Annotated in this window: 17 protein-coding genes; all 17 read right to left on the bottom strand. The window is 47.3% G+C overall.

Translation table 11 applies throughout. From position 1 onward, the window contains the following. The 17 genes from sipD to invF all read right to left on the bottom strand — a co-directional run bounded on the left by sipD (position 1) and on the right by invF (position 17,178). Entirely contained in the window at positions 1-1,032 is a 1,032-nt protein-coding gene (gene sipD / locus QEN32_RS04980; RefSeq protein WP_023231968.1) for an SPI-1 type III secretion system needle tip complex protein SipD, read from the bottom strand. A gap of 70 nt (positions 1,033-1,102) precedes the next feature. After that, a complete protein-coding gene (gene sipC, locus QEN32_RS04975; protein WP_000909019.1) occupies positions 1,103-2,332 on the bottom strand; it encodes an SPI-1 type III secretion system needle tip complex protein SipC in 1,230 nt (409 codons plus the stop codon). 27 nt (positions 2,333-2,359) lie between these two features. Then, complete coding sequence (gene sipB, locus QEN32_RS04970; protein WP_000245779.1) at positions 2,360-4,141, bottom strand: SPI-1 type III secretion system needle tip complex protein SipB; 1,782 nt, start codon at positions 4,139-4,141, stop codon at positions 2,360-2,362. 2 nt (positions 4,142-4,143) lie between these two features. Further along, positions 4,144-4,641, bottom strand: coding sequence for a SycD/LcrH family type III secretion system chaperone SicA (sicA, locus tag QEN32_RS04965; protein WP_000386309.1), 498 nt, complete (start codon positions 4,639-4,641; stop codon positions 4,144-4,146). 137 nt (positions 4,642-4,778) lie between these two features. Continuing rightward, positions 4,779-5,849 carry an SPI-1 type III secretion system export apparatus protein SpaS gene (gene spaS / locus QEN32_RS04960; RefSeq protein WP_000097721.1) on the bottom strand — a complete coding sequence of 357 codons (1,071 nt, stop codon included), beginning with the start codon at positions 5,847-5,849 and terminating at the stop codon, positions 4,779-4,781. Beyond that, positions 5,836-6,627: an SPI-1 type III secretion system export apparatus protein SpaR gene (gene spaR, locus QEN32_RS04955; RefSeq protein ID WP_000498965.1), complete on the bottom strand. Its 792-nt coding sequence runs from the start codon at positions 6,625-6,627 to the stop codon at positions 5,836-5,838. Before spaR ends, spaS begins: the two co-directional genes overlap by 14 nt. Before the next feature lie 3 nt (positions 6,628-6,630). Continuing rightward, the gene (spaQ, locus tag QEN32_RS04950; RefSeq protein ID WP_000342503.1) at positions 6,631-6,891 is read right to left on the bottom strand and encodes an SPI-1 type III secretion system export apparatus protein SpaQ; all 261 of its coding nucleotides are present in this window, start codon (positions 6,889-6,891) and stop codon (positions 6,631-6,633) included. 25 nt (positions 6,892-6,916) lie between these two features. Further along, entirely contained in the window at positions 6,917-7,591 is a 675-nt protein-coding gene (spaP, locus tag QEN32_RS04945; RefSeq protein ID WP_000526016.1) for an SPI-1 type III secretion system export apparatus protein SpaP, read from the bottom strand. Further along, positions 7,581-8,492: an SPI-1 type III secretion system protein SpaO gene (gene spaO / locus QEN32_RS04940; RefSeq protein WP_000058734.1), complete on the bottom strand. Its 912-nt coding sequence runs from the start codon at positions 8,490-8,492 to the stop codon at positions 7,581-7,583. Before spaO ends, spaP begins: the two co-directional genes overlap by 11 nt. Further along, on the bottom strand, positions 8,492-9,502 hold the full coding sequence (spaN, locus tag QEN32_RS04935) for an SPI-1 type III secretion system protein SpaN (protein WP_000503104.1): 1,011 nt from the start codon (positions 9,500-9,502) through the stop codon (positions 8,492-8,494). The genes spaO and spaN overlap by 1 nt, the downstream gene beginning before the upstream one ends. Further along, positions 9,502-9,945, bottom strand: coding sequence for an SPI-1 type III secretion system protein SpaM (spaM, locus tag QEN32_RS04930; protein ID WP_000555884.1), 444 nt, complete (start codon positions 9,943-9,945; stop codon positions 9,502-9,504). The genes spaN and spaM overlap by 1 nt, the downstream gene beginning before the upstream one ends. After that, on the bottom strand, positions 9,923-11,218 hold the full coding sequence (gene invC, locus QEN32_RS04925; RefSeq protein WP_000856766.1) for a SctN family type III secretion system ATPase InvC: 1,296 nt from the start codon (positions 11,216-11,218) through the stop codon (positions 9,923-9,925). Before invC ends, spaM begins: the two co-directional genes overlap by 23 nt. Further along, entirely contained in the window at positions 11,215-11,622 is a 408-nt protein-coding gene (gene spaK / locus QEN32_RS04920) for an SPI-1 type III secretion system chaperone SpaK (protein WP_001164066.1), read from the bottom strand. The genes invC and spaK overlap by 4 nt, the downstream gene beginning before the upstream one ends. Positions 11,623-11,645: 23 nt before the next feature. Further along, the gene (gene invA, locus QEN32_RS04915) at positions 11,646-13,703 is read right to left on the bottom strand and encodes a type III secretion system export apparatus protein InvA (protein WP_000927219.1); all 2,058 of its coding nucleotides are present in this window, start codon (positions 13,701-13,703) and stop codon (positions 11,646-11,648) included. 24 nt (positions 13,704-13,727) lie between these two features. Then, positions 13,728-14,846, bottom strand: coding sequence for a type III secretion system gatekeeper InvE (invE, locus tag QEN32_RS04910; RefSeq protein WP_000612171.1), 1,119 nt, complete (start codon positions 14,844-14,846; stop codon positions 13,728-13,730). Then, on the bottom strand, positions 14,843-16,531 hold the full coding sequence (gene invG, locus QEN32_RS04905) for a type III secretion system outer membrane ring protein InvG (protein WP_000848102.1): 1,689 nt from the start codon (positions 16,529-16,531) through the stop codon (positions 14,843-14,845). Before invG ends, invE begins: the two co-directional genes overlap by 4 nt. Continuing rightward, on the bottom strand, positions 16,528-17,178 hold the full coding sequence (gene invF / locus QEN32_RS04900) for a type III secretion system transcriptional activator InvF (protein WP_001728903.1): 651 nt from the start codon (positions 17,176-17,178) through the stop codon (positions 16,528-16,530). Before invF ends, invG begins: the two co-directional genes overlap by 4 nt. Positions 17,179-17,542 lie beyond the last annotated feature (364 nt).

The raw sequence follows: 17,542 nt of genomic DNA, 5'->3' as shown, positions 1-17,542 counted from the left end.
TTATCCTTGCAGGAAGCTTTTGGCGGTTTCCAGGCTGCTACTTATCGTACTGCTCAGCACTTTTACCAGGTTGTCGTATAATGAATTGGCATTGCTATATTTTTGCGTCAGCGTCTGTAATGTGGTTTTCAGATTTTCTTCCTGCGCTTTAAAACCCGACTGCCAGGCTTGATATTTGGCGTTATCCATTTCGAGTTTTGAATCTTTTCCCGGCGCGCCTAAACCATCAATATCCTGAACCATTTTTTGTAATGGCGTCAGATCAACGGTGACGACATAACCGGATCCATAAGATTTGAGGCAGCTATTCGGTAAATTCAATTCACTGAGCCACTGTCTCGCTTCCGCTTCAGTGGCTACTTTAACGCCGCTGCCTGACTGCGCTGGAAATAAAACGGTATTACTGTTTATTTGATTATATTTATTGACTAAACTGTTTAAATCATTTTTGAGTGAGGTAACATCTAGCTTAACGGTATTACCGTCCTTACCTGGTAATAACCAGCCTCCCATTTTGGAAAGAATATCACTGAAGGCCTGATAAAAATCGGTATAGACTGCGACAACGTTTTCATAAACGCCCAGATAGCTGTCACCTATCGCCGATATATTTTGGGAAACCATATCCCAAATCTCAGCATCAGAAATGGTTGTTCTCGGCTGCGCCATAGGCGAAGCGCTAAATAAGGCCGACGTCGGCGCAGAAAACGCGCTCCGCAGGTTCTCATTTTGTTCTGCGGATAATGACACGCCAGACTTCGCCAGCGCATTCAGGCTGCTGGTCAACTGCTGGCGCGCCAGCGTGCGCTCGTCATTATTCTCTTCAGAGATCGGTGGCGTTGACTGCAGCGTCTGCTGTGCCTGCTGGATTTTAGTAGCCGCCTGCGATAATGAAATGATATCTGTACCGCGATGTTCTGTGGTAGACGGTACCACGGCAGTCTCGACGTGCTCGCTCGCCGAGGGAGTCTGCGGCCGTTCGGCAACGATCCCCGGATGAGGAGAAGCGGAATAATTTTGAATATTAAGCATAATATCCCCAGTTCGCCATCAGGAGCGCGATTAAATCACACCCATGATGGCGTATAGATGACCTTTCAGATTAAGCGCGAATATTGCCTGCGATAGCAGCAAGTGCGGATGCTTTCGACTGGTTAATGCTCTCCATTGTTTTCAGCATTTCCTGAATCAGGCTGGTCGATTTACGTGAACTTTCACGGGCTTCGTCCGATGCGGTGCTGGCAACACGGTTATTCACCTGGCTAATTTGCTGCTCGGAACGTTCCTGAGTAGCGGCGTACTGCCCGGACGCCCCTGCAATACCACCGACCGTGACCGAGTTCTTCATAATCAGATCGCCCGTCATCTGCATCTTGCGCGCATCGATTCGGGTCATATCCATGGTATTCTGCTCAAGACGAATATCGGATTCGACAGACTCAAGACGTTTCGACAGAATAGCCTGATGTTCAGGGGAGATTTGTTTATTACTGTCTTTAATACCCAGACTTTCCGTGGCGCTGGTTCCGGCATTAGATTTAAGCGTCGCATCATTAAGATTTTTCGTCGCATCGGTACCGGTTTTCTTCATATTTAACGATTTCAGAGAATCGACGCCTTCAGCACCGAGTTTGACGCTATTCTGCCCGTTCAGCACGTTTTTAATACTGTGGCTTTCAGTGGTCAGTTTATCGATCTTCGCGGCATTATGTTTAAGCGCGCCTCTTTCATTCTGCAGCCCCTTATATTCCAGTTTGGCGCCCACGCCAGTGATCCCCAACTGAAGCGCGCTCTGGGAAATACTACCGGACAACGCATTCATCCCTTCGCGCATCATGGAGCTTGCCGTCGTTTTAGCTGCATCAAAACTGACTAATGACAACTTACCAGACAGTTTGCTATCAGCCTGGTTCAACGTCAGCATTAACGTATTCGCGGCAGCCAACAGCGCAACGGCACTGGAAGACATTCCGCTAATATCAAAAAACTTTCCGACTTCTGCCTGCTGCTCGCGTAACTGGGTTTGCACAACCTCATTCGCTTTAGTCGTGACATTATTTGCCAGGGCATTCAAATCCTGATTCATGTCGGTATTTTGAATACTGGCTTTTAAAAAGGACGTGATCGTTCCGGGGGTTTGCGTTAATACCCCTGGCGCAGGCGCGCTCAGTGTAGGACTCAACCCCAGGTCACTGACTTTACTGCTGCTAATACCAATACTATTCAGAATATCTTTAGCGCTAACGGATTGCGAAGCTGTCTGTGAACTATTCTCAACAGAATGATTATTTAAATAAGCGGCGGGATTTATTCCCACATTACTAATTAACATATTTTTCTCCCTTTATTTTGGCAGTTTTTATGCGCGACTCTGGCGCAGAATAAAACGCGAAGCATCCGCATTTTGCTGTACCGCAGAAGACATGGCTTTTTGCAGTTCCGCCGTTACCTTCTGGTTTTCACCAAATATTTCTACGGATTGTTTAAGCCACTGCTGAATCTGATCCATGGCAAAACGGGCGAGCATAAAATCAGCAAGCGCCTCGCTGGCATTTTTAATAAATACGCCCTCGGCAACACCACCGGCTGACTGGGCTGCGGTATTCGTGACTTCCATGCCCAACGCCACTTTATTTAGGGTATTACCTACCAGCTCTTTACTTAAGGCATTCGTTTGCAGGCCCATCTTGCTACCCACATTACCCAGGCCGCTAGTAATACGTTGCATCCCTTGGGTAAAGAGTTTGCTGCCGTTTTGCGCCAACTGTTTCAGCACGTTAGGCACCAACTTCTTAATCGTTTCGCCCATCATTTTGCTCAGCGCGTTACCCAGTTTCGCCGCCGCGCCTTTCCCGACAACTGCGACCACCACAATGACCGCCACCATCGCAATAGCGGCAACAATCGCACCAACAATGCTGCCTGCCATCTCTGCCGTTTTCTTATCGACGCCTAATCCTTCCAGCGCTTTGGTAATCGCCTTGCCAATCAACTCCATTAACGGCTTCAGCACATGCTCCATAATCGGGTTTAGCGCCTGCTGAATAAACGACACCCCCGTCGCCGCCTTCACAATTTCATCGGCCACCATTACCGCAAGTCCCACCGCAGCCAGCGCCAGACTCGCCCCACCGGTAAAAACAGCGGCCACAACGCTGACAATGGTTAGCAGCGCGCCGAGGACTTTCCCGATACATCCCATAATGCGGTTCGTTTCCTCGGCTTTGCGCGTCTCTTCCTGAAATTCAGCCGATTTCTTTTCCATCTCCGCCTGACGCCCTTCCTGCAAGGCGTTGAAAAGCGCAAGATCGTTTTGCAGGCTTTCTTCCGTATTTTTGCCCACAATCTCAATAAACATGGCCATGAGCATAGTGAGGCGGGCGACATTTGACAGATTATCCTGCTCACCCTGGGAAACCTGATTCTGAGAGGCGGCATTAGCCGTTCCCTGGAATTTAGTCAGAATGTTATCCGCTTTCTCGGCTTTCGCTTTGGCGTCTGTGCCTGCTTTAACCGCCGCATCCGTGGCCTTATCTAATGCCTCTTTCGCCTCTGTCGCTTCTTTTCCTGCCTGTTCTACCGCGGCTTCAGCTTGTGCATAGCCGGGGTCAGCCGGGTCCAGCGATTGCAATTTATTTTGCGCCTGCGTCAGTTTTTTGGCCGCAGCGTCATAAACACTCTTGGCGGTATCCGTCTTTTTGATGCTGGCTTCATAGAGATCCGTCGCCTCCTGAGCCTCTCCCAGAGCCGTCTGGAATTCTTTCGATACCTGAATCCCCATCTCTTTTTGTGACTCAATCATCGCCTGCCATACCGCCAGACGAGACTCCAGTTGAGACAGCGAAACATCGCCCAGTAGGGTCATTAACTTGCCAAGCAGTAACGTCAATTGCCCTTCGCTGGAGAGTTTTTCCCGGGCGGCGTCCGTAGGCGGCTTTAGACCCACCGTATTAATAGCGCTCTCGCCGGACTTTGTTCCGGCTTTAAGGTCGCCCGCTTTCGTTGCCACCACATCTTTAAAAGCTTTATCCGCCGCTTTTAAAAAGTCCGTGTTCTTACGAACGCCCTCAAAAGCCGCCTCAGCGAGGCGCGGATTTTGGGTATATCCGCTACGGCTAATGCTACTTGCGTCATTTACCATAATTATTCCTTTTCTTGTTCACTGTGCTGCTCTGTCTCCGCCGTTTTTAGCGCCTCCAGATAGACCAACGCTTTTGCCCGCAGAGACTCATCTTCAGTACGTTCATTGACAAGTTCAAAACACTGTCTGGCTTTTGCCGCCTTACGCATTAATAATTGACACTGCCCGGTAAAAAAAACGGGGCGATAATCATTTTTAAGTAACGTAAACGCTACTGCATAAAGGTCACATGCTTTCTGAAATTGTTTTTTCAGTTGGCATACCGCCGCCAGTCCCATGGTGTAATCGGGATTGTAAAAATCATAAATGCATAAGAAACGAAAGAATGTCTCAGCTTCATCCAGTCGTCCCTGGTTATAAAACTCATAAGCATGAGCATATAAACCGTCCATCATATCTTGAGGGATCCCGTGAACGTCTTTTAGCGTGGCGCCTTCACTAACGGCATCCCAAATCATTTCCGCAACACGTTCTTCGCTGACATTATTTTGATAATCCATTACTTACTCCTGTTATCTGTCACCGACTTTGTAGAACTTAACGACTGCGTTTATCTGATGCAGTTATTAAACCCCGACGGTGGTTAGTGAACATTCAAAAAACGCCCAATGAATACATCGCTACTGCTTTACGCGGCTCAATGCCGTACCTCGTTTTCTTGTGGCTGAATAACGTCTTTGCCCGCGTTTTCTACCTCTTCCAGCCAAACCAGAAGACGTAAAACTTCATCAATTTCTTCCAGACTCACCAGATCATAACGGCGATGGGTTTTGAAAAGACTGCGCGCCAGTTTGATATCGACGATCACAGGTACGCCAACCTTCTCCGCATAGGCGCGGACGGCCAGCGCGCGCTGATTCGTTTCATACACCGAGATCATCGGAATCGGCATCAATTCGGGTTTAAAATAAATCCCGATCGTAATATGCGTGGGGTTGGCAACAATCAGGCGTGAGTTTTCAATATCGGATTTCACCTGTTCAGACAGAATTTCCATATGAACTTCACGTCTTTTAGATTTAACCTCTGGGTTCCCTTCCTGCTCCTTCATTTCACGCTTCACTTCTTCCTTATCCATTTTCATATCTTTCATGGTCAGGAAATATTCCGCAATAGCATCCAATAATAAGACAATCAATGCGCAAGCAAGGCAAGTTAATACCAATGCGAGGAGAAGTTCACGCCAAATGACGGCAATATCCACAACATTGCCATTTAACTGAGAAAAGATTTCAACCTTATATTTCTTCCAGCAAATGATGGCGGCCACCACAAAGGATGAGAGATACAGTAGGGTTTTGACCGTATCTTTAACCGTGCGCATACTAAAAAGTTTTTTCGCCCCTTCTACCGGGTTTAACGCCGATAAATTAGGTTTTAATGCTTCTGTCGCCAGCACAAAACCGGCCTGTAATAACGCCGGTAATGCGGAACACACTAAGCAGAGCAGCATAAATGGAATTAGATATTTTAACCCTATCCCAAAAACGGCCAAACTGTAGTCAGCCATGCTCTGATCAAAATTATCCGCAATAATGATCTTAATTATCCCCATAAACTCATTAAATGAGCCATACGACACCAGATAAGCAATTCCTCCCAGCGTCAGGCAGGCGATAATGAGATCTTTACTTTTAAATGACTGGCCTTTTTTAGCGGAGTCTTCCAGCCGTTTTTTAGTCGGTTTTTCTGTTTTATTCGAGGACATGCGTCGCCCCTCGCTCGTAAAACCAACTGCTTAATCCTGTGGCCTGGAAAGAGAGTCGCAGTACATTGTCCGGTAGTACCGGGGAGAAATAAAGCAGCATAATTAAAACAGCAATACCGCTTTTTACCGTCAGTGAAATCGCAAAGGCGTTCATTTGCGGAGCAAAGCGCGACAATAAACCCAGGAATACTTCTGACAGCAACAGCACTAATACCACCGGACTGGCCAGAACCAAGGCGTTTTGAGCCACCTGATTAATAAACGTTAATAGCGGCGGTAATGAAGGCGTGCACTCGTTCATCGGATCGCATAGCTGATAGCTTTTATTTAACACGTCAACCATCGTGACCAGACCGCCGTTTTGTAAATAAACGACAGCGGCAAACATATTCAGGAAATTAGCCATTTCCGAGGTATCAATACCGTTTGCCGGATCGATACTGCTACTTAGCGTTGCCCCTCGCTGGTTATCGATAATACAACCCAGCGCATGCATAACCCAAAAAGGCCATGACAGCAGACAGCCCAGCATGACGCCTACCGCCGCTTCTTGCAGAACTAACGGGATCATCGCCACCGATAAAAACGGCGGCGCCTCGTTCAATGCATGCGGCCATACTCCCAATGCCACCAGGATGATAATGGCGTTTCTCGGCGCGCCGCTTAATACCCCGCTATTCAAAAACGGCAGGAAGAAAAAAATCGGCGCCACGCGAGCAAACCCTAGTGCCGCAGACGCAACCAGGTGATGAATTTCAAAGTACAACGCGTAAAACATTTTTTACCCCTTAGCCAACGCCAGGAATATCACCTGACGCCCGTAAGAGAGTAAAACTTCGCCATACCAGCCAGAGAGTAAAAACAAGCACAAACACACGCCAAGTAATTTAATGCCAAAAGGCAGCGTCTGTTCCTGTAATTGCGTTACCGTCTGGAATAACCCTACCAGGAGGCCGATAATCGTTGCGACAATCGTCGGCCACCCTGACAGGATCAAAACAAGATAGAGCGCCTTATTACCTGCAAACACTAAATCATCCATTTAACTATCCCGTCTCGTAATGATGTCATGTTGCAATGTCCATATACTGTAATATCAATCCCTTAGACAGTAAGGTCCAGCCATCAAGCGCGACAAAAAGCACCAGCTTAATAGGTGTAGATATCGTCACCGGACTCATCATCATCATCCCCAGCGCCAGTAGCACGCTGGATACCACCAGGTCGACGACGACAAAGGGCAAATAGAGATAAAAACCAATTTTAAACGCGCTTTTTATTTCGCTCAGCGCATAAGCAGGTAATAACGCAAATATTGATGGTTTTTCAATTTCATCTTTGTCACGCTTTACCGTCTCGGTCTCTTCTCCATACTGACGCTTCAGTTGCGCGTTTTCAAAAAACTGGACTAACTCGCGATCTGAATATTTGATCAGATAATCGCGATAACCATCCAGACCTTCATCAACGTGTTTACTTAATGACGAAATATCATTAAAGGTGACATCTTCGTCCTCAAAATAGACGTAGGCATCATGCATTATGGGCCACATAACAAACATAGAAAGCAGCAATGCGACGCCGTTAAGCGTCATATTTGAAGGTATCTGCTGCAATCCCAGGGCGTTACGCACCATGACAAATACAATAGAAAATTTAACGAAACAGGTTCCTGACGCAATAATAAATGGCAACAGGGTGGAAAATGCCAGTAAGGCAATTAATGAGATATCATTCCCCATTACCAGACTCGCTCAGCCATTCATGGATCTCAACGCCTAAGGTGTCATTCATCTGTACCAGTTCGCCATTACCCAGCAAAACACCATTCGCCATAATTTCAACGTTAAGTTCAGCATTGGTCGGCAGTGATAATAGCTGTTGCTGCCCCATGGCTTCGAGTTCGGCGAGGGTAACGTTCTTACGATACAAAACAAATTCCAGTTTGACGGGCAATTGATTCAAGCCAGGCAGAGTTTCTGCAGTTTCAGTTGTATTATTTTCTTCTTCGATATGTTGAATATCTAACGTTTCCACAATAATTCCCCCTTCAACACGGTTGAAATGACCTAACTTTTTCGCGTAGCAATAAACTTCCGCACGGGAAGTACGAATCAGGAGTACATCTCCGATCCCGATTCGGCCCAGCAACGAACGCTGCGTATCACTGCTACCGATTACAAAGCGCAACGGCCAACGCAGCATTTTCGGCCTGCCACCCCCGACTGCAGGCAGTTCAGGAAGATGCTCAAACCACAGGCCGCCCCGATCGCTCATAATGTGCAACAATTTCCCTTCCGGCAGCGCGCTTCCCGGCACGGGGTTCTCTACGCATAAACGCCGACAGGACAAATGCGGCACGGGCAACTCAAACGGTCGCTCTGTTGCAGCAAGCCAGGGAACGACCAGGTGCTCAGCGCCAGCAGAAACCGCCGCCCCCGCCAGAGCGGGAGAGACATGCTCAAGCCAGTCCCCAGGTTTAATCCAGGCCGACCACCGTTTTTCTGCATCGCTCAACCGAACCCACATTCCCTGTCGCGTCGGATATTCCAGCGTCGCTTCCCGGCCATGGCGCTGGCATTCTGTCGCGGTTTGCGCCAATAGCCATTCGCGACGATCAATCTGTCTCACACGCAATGACATCAGGCGTCATCCTCCTCGCCAGATTGCTGTCTGTGCTGTTGCTGCTGCGGATTTTGTTGATCGTCTCGCGTCAGGTGCCAGCGCTGGGGATTACCGTTTTGCCATTGATCATGCAAACGATGTTCAACCTGCGTATTTGACGGTATTAACGAAAACTCCCCTGCTTGCCGCGCCTGAATATTGACGGAATAGTCATTTCCCCAGCGCTGAAAACGGTAAGTCAGCGAGCTATCCTCTCCTTTCACGCCATCGGCAGTGGGAAAAATAGTCATCATCGGCTTTGATTGCGCCGCTAAAGGCATTTTTTCATCGCCGCCGGTTAATTGGCTAAGATCGGCGATAGTGGTTGGTTGCAGCGGAAGCTGAGAAACATCTTTAACCTTTTTATGATCTTTATCGTCAGGCTTACCGGTATTGGCTGCGGCCATTCGGGCAGGTGCGACATCCCGCGCCAGCGGCGCGCCCTCTTTACGAATGCCTTCGCCCGCGATGGCTTTATTATCTCCAGGCAATGCCTTGATATTATCGTCAGAGATTCCCGTGGCGTTATCGGCTACTTCACTAGCGGATTCCACGGCTTTTAAATCAGCAGATAATTTTTTACCGCTTACGCTTTCTAACGGCCTATTTTTAGACGATAGCAACGCTGCGGATTTATCTACTTTGGCCTCCGCAGAGATCAAACCGACAGATTTTTCAGCAGTGACTTTCAACAGTTTTTCAGCAATCCTGAGTTCGCCTTTTCCGTTATGATGCAGACCAGAAACGTTGCCATTGTGATGTTCTGATTTTGCTGGCGCGCCATGTCGCCATGCCGCCAGTAATACCGGTAAAGCCGTTTCTTTATGCATTACGAAAGCATCACCATAGTCGCGATCTTTTTTATCACCAGAATATTCTGTCTTATGTTTCTCCACCGCTTTTTTTAATGCTTCTGATAAACCGCCGACCTCATCCTGCTGCGGCAGTAAAATGTTTCCGGATGAACTGACAGCTGACACATCGCCCATTAAATTATCTCCTCTGACTCGGCCTCTTCCTGCTGTATCTCTCGCTGGATGTAGTGTCTTTTCTGACGGATTATCCAGCGTTGATAGTTCCCTTCTTTGCGCAACCAATATTTACTTTTTTTCTGAAACTCTTCCCTTTTCTTTTCCAGCTCGCTCCGTTTTTCCTGAATTTGTATAATCTGGAGTTCTAAATCTTTTATCTGCCGGCGAACAATAGACTGCTTACGTAATAACGTATAAATTTCCTCACGACTGAGCTGTCTGTTTTCTGCACGCAGCGTATCTAATAACAATTTCAGACCCGCTATTTGTTCAAGGATCGCCTCCTCCTCGGCCTGCAGCCCGCGGTCCTCATCCTGATAGCGAAGTAATATCGACTCACACTGTGAATGAAATACCGTACAGCGCCGCTGCAATACTTTAATTCTGGTCAGCGAATGCATTCATACCGCTCAACGTGTCATCAAAGGATGAATATTGCGCTACCGGCTGGCATAACCAGGCTTTCAGGCTATCCCGCATCTGCATCGCCCGATCGTTATCGATATTTTCGCCAGGACGATATTCTCCCAAGTCAATGAAAAGCTGGAGCTCTTCCAGACGCGTCATTAATTTACGCACGGCAGATGCCTGTTCAGCATGTGTCGGCGTCGTGACTTGTCCAAAAACGCGGCTTACGCTTTTCAGTACATCGATTGCCGGGTAATGTCCCTGCCCGGCCAGCTTTCTGCTCAGATACAGGTGACCGTCAAGGATAGAGCGAATTTCATCCGCCATCGGGTCCGCCTCTTCCTCGCTTTCCAGCAGTACCGTATAAAAGGCAGTAATGCTTCCCTCGCTGGTCGCCCCGGGGCGTTCCAGCAAGCGGGGCAAATTATCGAATACGGAGGCGGGATAACCTCGACGGGCCGGACGCTCTCCCGACGCCAGTGCCACGTCTCGCAAAGCACGCGCATAACGGGTCATGGAATCGATAAAAAGCACGACCCGTTTTCCCTGGTCGCGAAAATATTCCGCTACGGTTGTCGCCAGTTGCGCCGCATTGCAGCGATCGACCGAGGGGAAATCGGAAGTGGCAAAAACCAGCACGCATTTTTCTTTCTTATGCGAAGCGCGCAACATATCCACGAATTCAGTGACCTCACGGCCTCGTTCACCGATAAGACCGATAACAAAGACATCCGCCTCCGTTTGCTCGATCAGCATATGCATCAGCATGGTCTTACCGCATCCTGCGGAGGCAAAAATGCCCATTCGCTGGCCTACGCCACAGGTCAATAACCCGTCAATCGCGCGCACACCGGTAATCAGCGGTTCACGGACGCCAACGCGCGAAGCGTAAGAAGGCGGTGCGACATCAATAACGCGTTCTTCGCTAATCGGCGCCACTTCAGGGGTAAAACGCTCAACGATTTTCCCCGTCGGATCCAACACCGCGCCTAATACCGAGTATCCCACCCACGCCGATAACGCACGTCCAGTGGGATAAAGCACGACATCGCGGCTCAGCCCCTGGGCATTGCCGATAAGGCTCAGCACGGTGCGTTCCCGCTGTAAGCCAACCACCTGCGCACGTGCAACAACCTGTTTTTGGTGCCAGCCACGGCGTATTTCACACAGTTCGCCAATGGCCACATCGCGCAATTCCGCCTCAATAATTGGGCCGGTTATTTTTTGTGGGTAGGCCAGATATTGCAGTAAACGAGGTGTTTTCATCTCATTAGCGACCGACTAAAAACTTCCAGATAGTTGTAAAACCCATTCAAGGCAGTAGAGAACTTTTCACCGTCAGATAAAAAATCCGGATGCACTAAGGCTTTAAGAGTTAGCTCCCCATTCTGCTCCCCCAGTAGTAATTGCCCGCCGCGGGCAAAATGGCATCCTTCCATTATGGTCATTAAGATTTCATAAGCCCGCTGTTGTAATACCACCATGCTGTCAGCACCCAATTGCGCCCAGATCCATACATCATCGTCCTTGACGCTGATACAGATACTTGGCAATGCAAATAAATCCAGAACAATTGTTGAATGGCTATCTATTCCTCCAATTAATGAAGGATCGCAACCACTTACTTCCAGTGCGGAACGAACTAATTCAGCGATATCCAAATGTTGCATAGATCTTTTCCTTAATTAAGCCCTTATATTGTTTTTATAACATTCACTGACTTGCTATCTGCTATCTCACCGAAAGATAAAACCTCCAGATCCGGAAAACGACCTTCAATCATTTTCTTAATAAATCGACGGACATCGACAGACGTAAGGAGGACAAGATCTTTATGTGCAATCAATAAATCATCCAACTTAAGTGTAATGAGATCCATCAAATTAGCGGAGGCTTCCGGGTCAAGGCTGAGGAAGGTACTGCCAGAGGTCTGACGGATCCCTTTGCGAATAACATCCTCAACCTCAGCAGATACCATTACTGCTCGTAATTCGCCGCCATTGGCGAATTTATGACAAATATAACGCGCCATTGCTCCACGAATATGCTCCACAAGGTTAATGACATCTTTTTCTCTTGGCGCCCACAATGCGAGCGCTTCCATAATTAATTTCATATTACGCACGGAAACACGTTCGCTTAACAAACGCTGCAAAACTTCAGATATACGTTGTACCGTGGCATGTCTGAGCACTTCTTTAAGTAAATCAGGAAATTTCGCTTCCAGTTGGTCCAGCATATGTTTTGTTTCCTGAATACCGAAATATTCATTGACGTTGCGCGCCAGCGTCACCGCCAGACAGTGGTAAAGCTCATCAAGCGCGTTCCGCAACACATAGCCAAGCTCCCGGAGTTTCTCCCCCTCTTCATGCGTTACCCAGAAATACTGACTGCTACCTTGCTGATGGATTGTTGGATTAATACCAAAGGACACGACTTCATCGGAATAATTTACCACTCGCATCAAATCAAAATAGACCGTAAATTGTTCAACACGGATCTCATTAATCAACAATACGATGCTGTTATCGTCCAGGCCCTCGCCATCGCGTAACAATACTTCCGGCAGGCGCACGCCATAATCAATAAAGAACTGACTACGTAGACGCTCCGCAAGTTGAGCTTTTTCCAGATCTTCACGCCGGCTCTTCGGCACAAGTAATATCAACGGTACAGTCTCTGTAGAGACTTTATCGAGATCGCCAATCAGTCCTAACGACGACCCTTCTTTTTCCTCAATACTGAGCGGCTGCTCGCCTTTGCTGGTTTTAGGTTTGGCGGCGCTACGTTTTGCTTCACGGAATTTAAAATAGAAGAGTACGCTTAAAACCACCGATAAAATAACAAAAACCGGCAGCGGGAATCCCGGCAGAGTTCCCATTGAAATGGTCAAAATAGCCGTAACAACCAATACAAATGGGTTGTTCAACAGCTGCGTCATGATATTCCGCCCCATATTATCGCTATCGCCATTTACGCGAGTCACGATAAAACCGGCACTAATCGCAATCAACAATGCGGGGATCTGGGCGACAAGACCATCACCAATGGTCAGCATGGTATAAGTAGACAGAGCGGAGGACAAATCCATACCATGGCGGGTCATCCCCACCGAAATACCGCCAATAAAGTTCACAAAGATAATAATGATGCCGGCAATAGCGTCACCTTTGATAAACTTCATCGCACCGTCAAAGGAACCGTAAAGCTGGCTTTCCCTTTCCAGTACGCTTCGCCGTTCGCGCGCAGCATCCGCATCAATAATACCGGCCTTCAAATCGGCATCAATACTCATCTGTTTACCGGGCATACCATCCAGAGAAAATCGGGCCGCGACTTCCGCGACGCGTTCTGAACCTTTGGTAATAACGATAAACTGGACCACGGTGACAATAGAGAAGACAACAAAACCCACCGCCAGGCTATCGCCAATAACGAATTGCCCGAACGTGGCGATAATTTCACCGGCATCGGCTTCAATCAAGATAAGACGGCTGGTACTGATCGATAATGCCAGACGAAAGAGCGTGGTAATTAACAGTACCGCAGGAAACGTTGAAAAACTGAGGATTCTGTCAATGTAGAACGACCCCATAAACACCAATATCGCCAGTACGATATTCAGTGCGATCAGGAAATCAACCAGATAGGTAGGTAATGGAATGACGAACATAGAAATGATCATCACCATTAGTACCAGAATCAGTAATTCAGGTCGTAAACGAGCACTGTTAAGTAGAGAAAGCAGCACTATAGGTATCCTGTTAATATTAAATTAAGACAGCTTTTCAATAGTACGACGCTGTTCTGCCATTTCATGCTTGTAGGCAATATCGGTCATACTACGTAACGCCATTAACAATTCTTCCTGCCAATATTCTTCATAAAAGAGTGAAGAGGGTATGGCTTTACATACTTGATAAAATATCTGCAAAAAGGATGCATGTTCTTTATGACTAAGCAATAACGCATTCAAGCCTATAATATCGGCTAACAGCGAATCCACTTCATGTGGCTGTTGCAATAGCGAAAGCATCAGTAGTAACCACGACGACTCCTCCGCATTAAACGCTTTGGTAAACGAATACGACAACAATGTACTCACAAACAGTAGGTCAGCGGAGCGCAACATTTTAAGTTGCGTCAGGCGTCGTAAAAGCTGGCCAAACTCCAGGCGCGAACAACTGGCGTCATTCGCGTCAATATCGGTTAATAGCGAACCCTCAATAAAATCCAGTACCACCAGTCGACGTTGATAGCCATAACTGGCTATCCAGTCAGAGTAAATCTCCACTTCATGTGATTCACTCTGGATAAATTGCCGATAGCTGGCACGCAATAAGCCTGGTTTTAACGATAATGTTTTCCCAAAAAGCCGGGCCTTCAACGCACAATTAATCCCTGCCTTGAGGGTCTTCGGATCGGTTTGCTCTTCAACGTGCTTAAGTAACGACTCCAGCTTTTTCCGCACGATCTCTTCCAGGTCTTTACGACGAAGCAATTCGCGTAACACAAGGACTAAATCACTGGGGTCAGGAAATAAGCTACGCGCCTGACGTAAAAAATCTTCTAACGCGCCGCCATGTACGCTAATTAGCTTTAATATTTGCTTCGCCTTCGGTAAAGCCTCATCCTCCAGCACGCGTTCAAAACTGTTAGATAAATTACTGGATTTTTTTTCATAATCGCGACGGTTACGAAATTGCGCCAGCGCCGCTGACATTTCGTCCGTCGACTGGACAAATTTTTGTACTTCCGCCCCTGGAGACGAATCCTCTGCGGCCTGTTGTATTTCCGCCTGTTGCGCATCAGTATGCTGGGTCGCATCCTGATGAGATGTCTGCCGGGACAATATTCTGGAAAATGAAATACCAGAGGTTGAGCCAGGAATCATTTAATTACCTCCTGACCTCTATCCAGATAAACACGAACCCATTTCTGTAACTTATCGTCCCCACTCCAGGCACCGCTTTGCTTCAGAATATTGTTTACCGATTCGCTGGCATCCGGCGTTAACGGGTCGACAATTTCTTTTGGTTCAATCATGAACACACGAACAACATTACTTTTATTCTTACTGGAATAACGGAACAGGCTACCAATAAGCGGTAATTTGCCTAAAAACGGAATACTTTGGACAGTATCGGTATTTGCATCCCGTGTATAACCACCGACCAGCAAACTTTTTCCGTGCGGAACTCTTGCAATAGTGCTAATTAACGTTCGCCCGACTTCGGGTAACGCATCTACGGAGGTGGTAGTATCGGATTGCGGCGTCTTATCGTTGCCATCTTCAATGTCCAGCGACATTTCTATCTGACCATCTGCGGAAAAACGGGGCAGCACTCGGATCATTGTTCCGTATGTTACATGCTCAAGCGCCACATTACGTTCCCCAATCAGCTTGGTGTAAAACGTTCTGTTGTTATCAAAAATAGCGGGAACATTTTCCTGAGTCAGTAATACCGGACGCGAAACCACCGTCGCCTGTTTCTTCTCTTCTAACGCATTGACCGCGGCGATGAATCGACTGCCATCGAGGGTACTTATTGAAGACTGGTTTAATGACACGCCAAGTTTGTCCCCAATAGTAATGCTGCCGCTCCATGAAGTGCCCAAACGCTCCAGATCGCTTTTATTAAGATCGACAATCCACAGGGATAATTCTACGTGACGTTTGGCGACATCCAGCGCTTTAACCAGCATTTCGATAAAATGCACCTGCTCAGCCGTTCCCTTTACTAACAAACTGTTGGTATCCGGATAGGCCACGATTTTAATATTGCCCGCCGCGGCATTTTGCTTTAAAGCTTCCTGCAGACTCATGCCACCGGCATAATTTGCTGCTTTACCTTTCTCTCCATTCGCTGAAAACGCTGGCATCGCCGGGGGTTCGCTACTGACAATATTACCTAAAGGCTGCTCTTCTCCCTGCAATAACCTTTCAATGGCCGTAGCAATACCGGGAATAACCATTTTCTGATCGCGCAGATTGTAGGTACGATCGCCCACGAAGGTATTGTTCAGACGCATCACCCCTATTTTCTGGCGTCCCAGCTCAATACCATCGTTTTGCTTGTCCATCATGGTGGCGGCGTTGACCACCATATCAACATAGACGGGTGGCCCTGAAACATAGAATGTTCCTTTACGGTTATCGCCACGTAGCGGGTAATTTTTGTTATATAAACCTGAGCGTTTTAGAAAATTGTTGAACTCATTGAGTGAGACGTTGCGTAAAGAAACCACGGCATTGCGCATTTCACTGGCGTCATAAATATAGATAGCCTGCCCATCGAAATACCAAATCAGCCCCAGTTGTAGGGAAAGCTTCTCCAGTAATGCGTTAGGATCGTGAAACTCAAAGTTGCCCGTAATTTTTTTTCGTGCCGCCATTTTGCTAACAATGACAGGCTCCTTTAGCTGTAGCGCCATGGCATCGAAAAATGTCCGCAGGCTATCGTCTTTCGCAACAAACCCACTTCCCGTTACAGGTATTTTTTCACTAGAATAACCAGGTGCAACCAGAACAAGCGCGGCACATGCCAGCACTCTGGCCAAAAGAATATGTGTCTTCATTTGTCTGCCAATTGAATAATATTTGATAATTTCCGCGGCGAAACGCCGATCAGCTCTTTGATCTCACTAGAAAAATGTGAAGGCGATGAGTAACCATGATTAACGGCTAATTGGGTGATGTTCTCGTGGCCTTCTACACTATTCAGCAGCGATTGCGCCATACGCCAGTTTCGTAATTCACTCTTCGCTTTTCCGCCCAACGCTCTGCTGCACAAACGACGAAAATGGGTATAAGAAACGCCATAGTCTTCTCCCAGCATTCTCATCGTGTTGCCGCTGGTTGACTGAGCGAGTAAATAGCCAACCAACCAGTAACTCTCGCTTTTTCGTAACAGCGCCAGTACCTTATTGAAGGCCGGAGAAGGCGTAATAATTTGCTGCAAAAACCAGTACTCGCAGCGTTTACGATCTTGCCAAATAGCGCGAAACTCAGGACTCAGCAAAACCCATTTATCGGATTCAGCATATGTCGTGTCCACTAATCCTGCGCCATCGATAAATGCCAGTAATTTGCTGAGTACTTCAATTTTTAACGGTCGAAAAACCAGGTCTCCTGATACTGGTGCGACAACGGCCTGCTCGCAAAAAAGCAGCGCGCCTTCCTGAATCAGGCAGTTTTCATTGTGTCGGCCTTCAGAAAATGACATATGCAGCTTTTGCGCGGAACACGTCTGTATAAACCATGCTTCCGGGCTGCGGATTTTCCGCTTCTCTCCTTCTTTAAGTACTTCCTGCGTATTTAGCATAGTTGTCAGCACCAGTTAAAAATCATTTTAATATGTAAACAATACCGGGAGCGGGTGGCAAAATCCTGATGCAAACATTATGAAACTGATGCCACCCGCTAATTAAATTAGCCAACTTGCACAGTGCTCGCTGATTTAAAATAGAAAATCAGCTCATAGTGTATAAATTCTGGCTTATTATTCTACAGCAGCAAAAATTCAGATATTGTCATCGGGATGGAGAATTAATTATTTATATCAGGAGTTTTTTTTGCTAGCATTCCTG

Source organism: Salmonella sp. SA14318, assembly GCF_029866905.1.
Lineage (GTDB): Bacteria > Pseudomonadota > Gammaproteobacteria > Enterobacterales > Enterobacteriaceae > Salmonella > Salmonella enterica.
The sequence above is the reverse complement of the archived record's forward strand: the minus strand, read 5'-3'. Positions and strand labels throughout refer to the sequence as shown.

Bases quoted from the DNA above. Each gene is read 5' to 3' on its own strand.
- sipD (WP_023231968.1), bottom strand. From the start codon at position 1,032: ATGCTTAATATTCAAAATTATTCCGCTTCTCCTCATCCGGGGATCGTT.
- sipC (WP_000909019.1), bottom strand. From the start codon at position 2,332: ATGTTAATTAGTAATGTGGGAATAAATCCCGCCGCTTATTTAAATAAT.
- sipB (WP_000245779.1), bottom strand. From the start codon at position 4,141: ATGGTAAATGACGCAAGTAGCATTAGCCGTAGCGGATATACCCAAAAT.
- sicA (WP_000386309.1), bottom strand. From the start codon at position 4,641: ATGGATTATCAAAATAATGTCAGCGAAGAACGTGTTGCGGAAATGATT.
- spaS (WP_000097721.1), bottom strand. From the start codon at position 5,849: ATGTCCTCGAATAAAACAGAAAAACCGACTAAAAAACGGCTGGAAGAC.
- spaR (WP_000498965.1), bottom strand. From the start codon at position 6,627: ATGTTTTACGCGTTGTACTTTGAAATTCATCACCTGGTTGCGTCTGCG.
- spaQ (WP_000342503.1), bottom strand. From the start codon at position 6,891: ATGGATGATTTAGTGTTTGCAGGTAATAAGGCGCTCTATCTTGTTTTG.
- spaP (WP_000526016.1), bottom strand. From the start codon at position 7,591: ATGGGGAATGATATCTCATTAATTGCCTTACTGGCATTTTCCACCCTG.
- spaO (WP_000058734.1), bottom strand. From the start codon at position 8,492: ATGTCATTGCGTGTGAGACAGATTGATCGTCGCGAATGGCTATTGGCG.
- spaN (WP_000503104.1), bottom strand. From the start codon at position 9,502: ATGGGCGATGTGTCAGCTGTCAGTTCATCCGGAAACATTTTACTGCCG.
- spaM (WP_000555884.1), bottom strand. From the start codon at position 9,945: ATGCATTCGCTGACCAGAATTAAAGTATTGCAGCGGCGCTGTACGGTA.
- invC (WP_000856766.1), bottom strand. From the start codon at position 11,218: ATGAAAACACCTCGTTTACTGCAATATCTGGCCTACCCACAAAAAATA.
- spaK (WP_001164066.1), bottom strand. From the start codon at position 11,622: ATGCAACATTTGGATATCGCTGAATTAGTTCGTTCCGCACTGGAAGTA.
- invE (WP_000612171.1), bottom strand. From the start codon at position 14,846: ATGATTCCTGGCTCAACCTCTGGTATTTCATTTTCCAGAATATTGTCC.
- invG (WP_000848102.1), bottom strand. From the start codon at position 16,531: ATGAAGACACATATTCTTTTGGCCAGAGTGCTGGCATGTGCCGCGCTT.
- invF (WP_001728903.1), bottom strand. From the start codon at position 17,178: ATGTCATTTTCTGAAGGCCGACACAATGAAAACTGCCTGATTCAGGAA.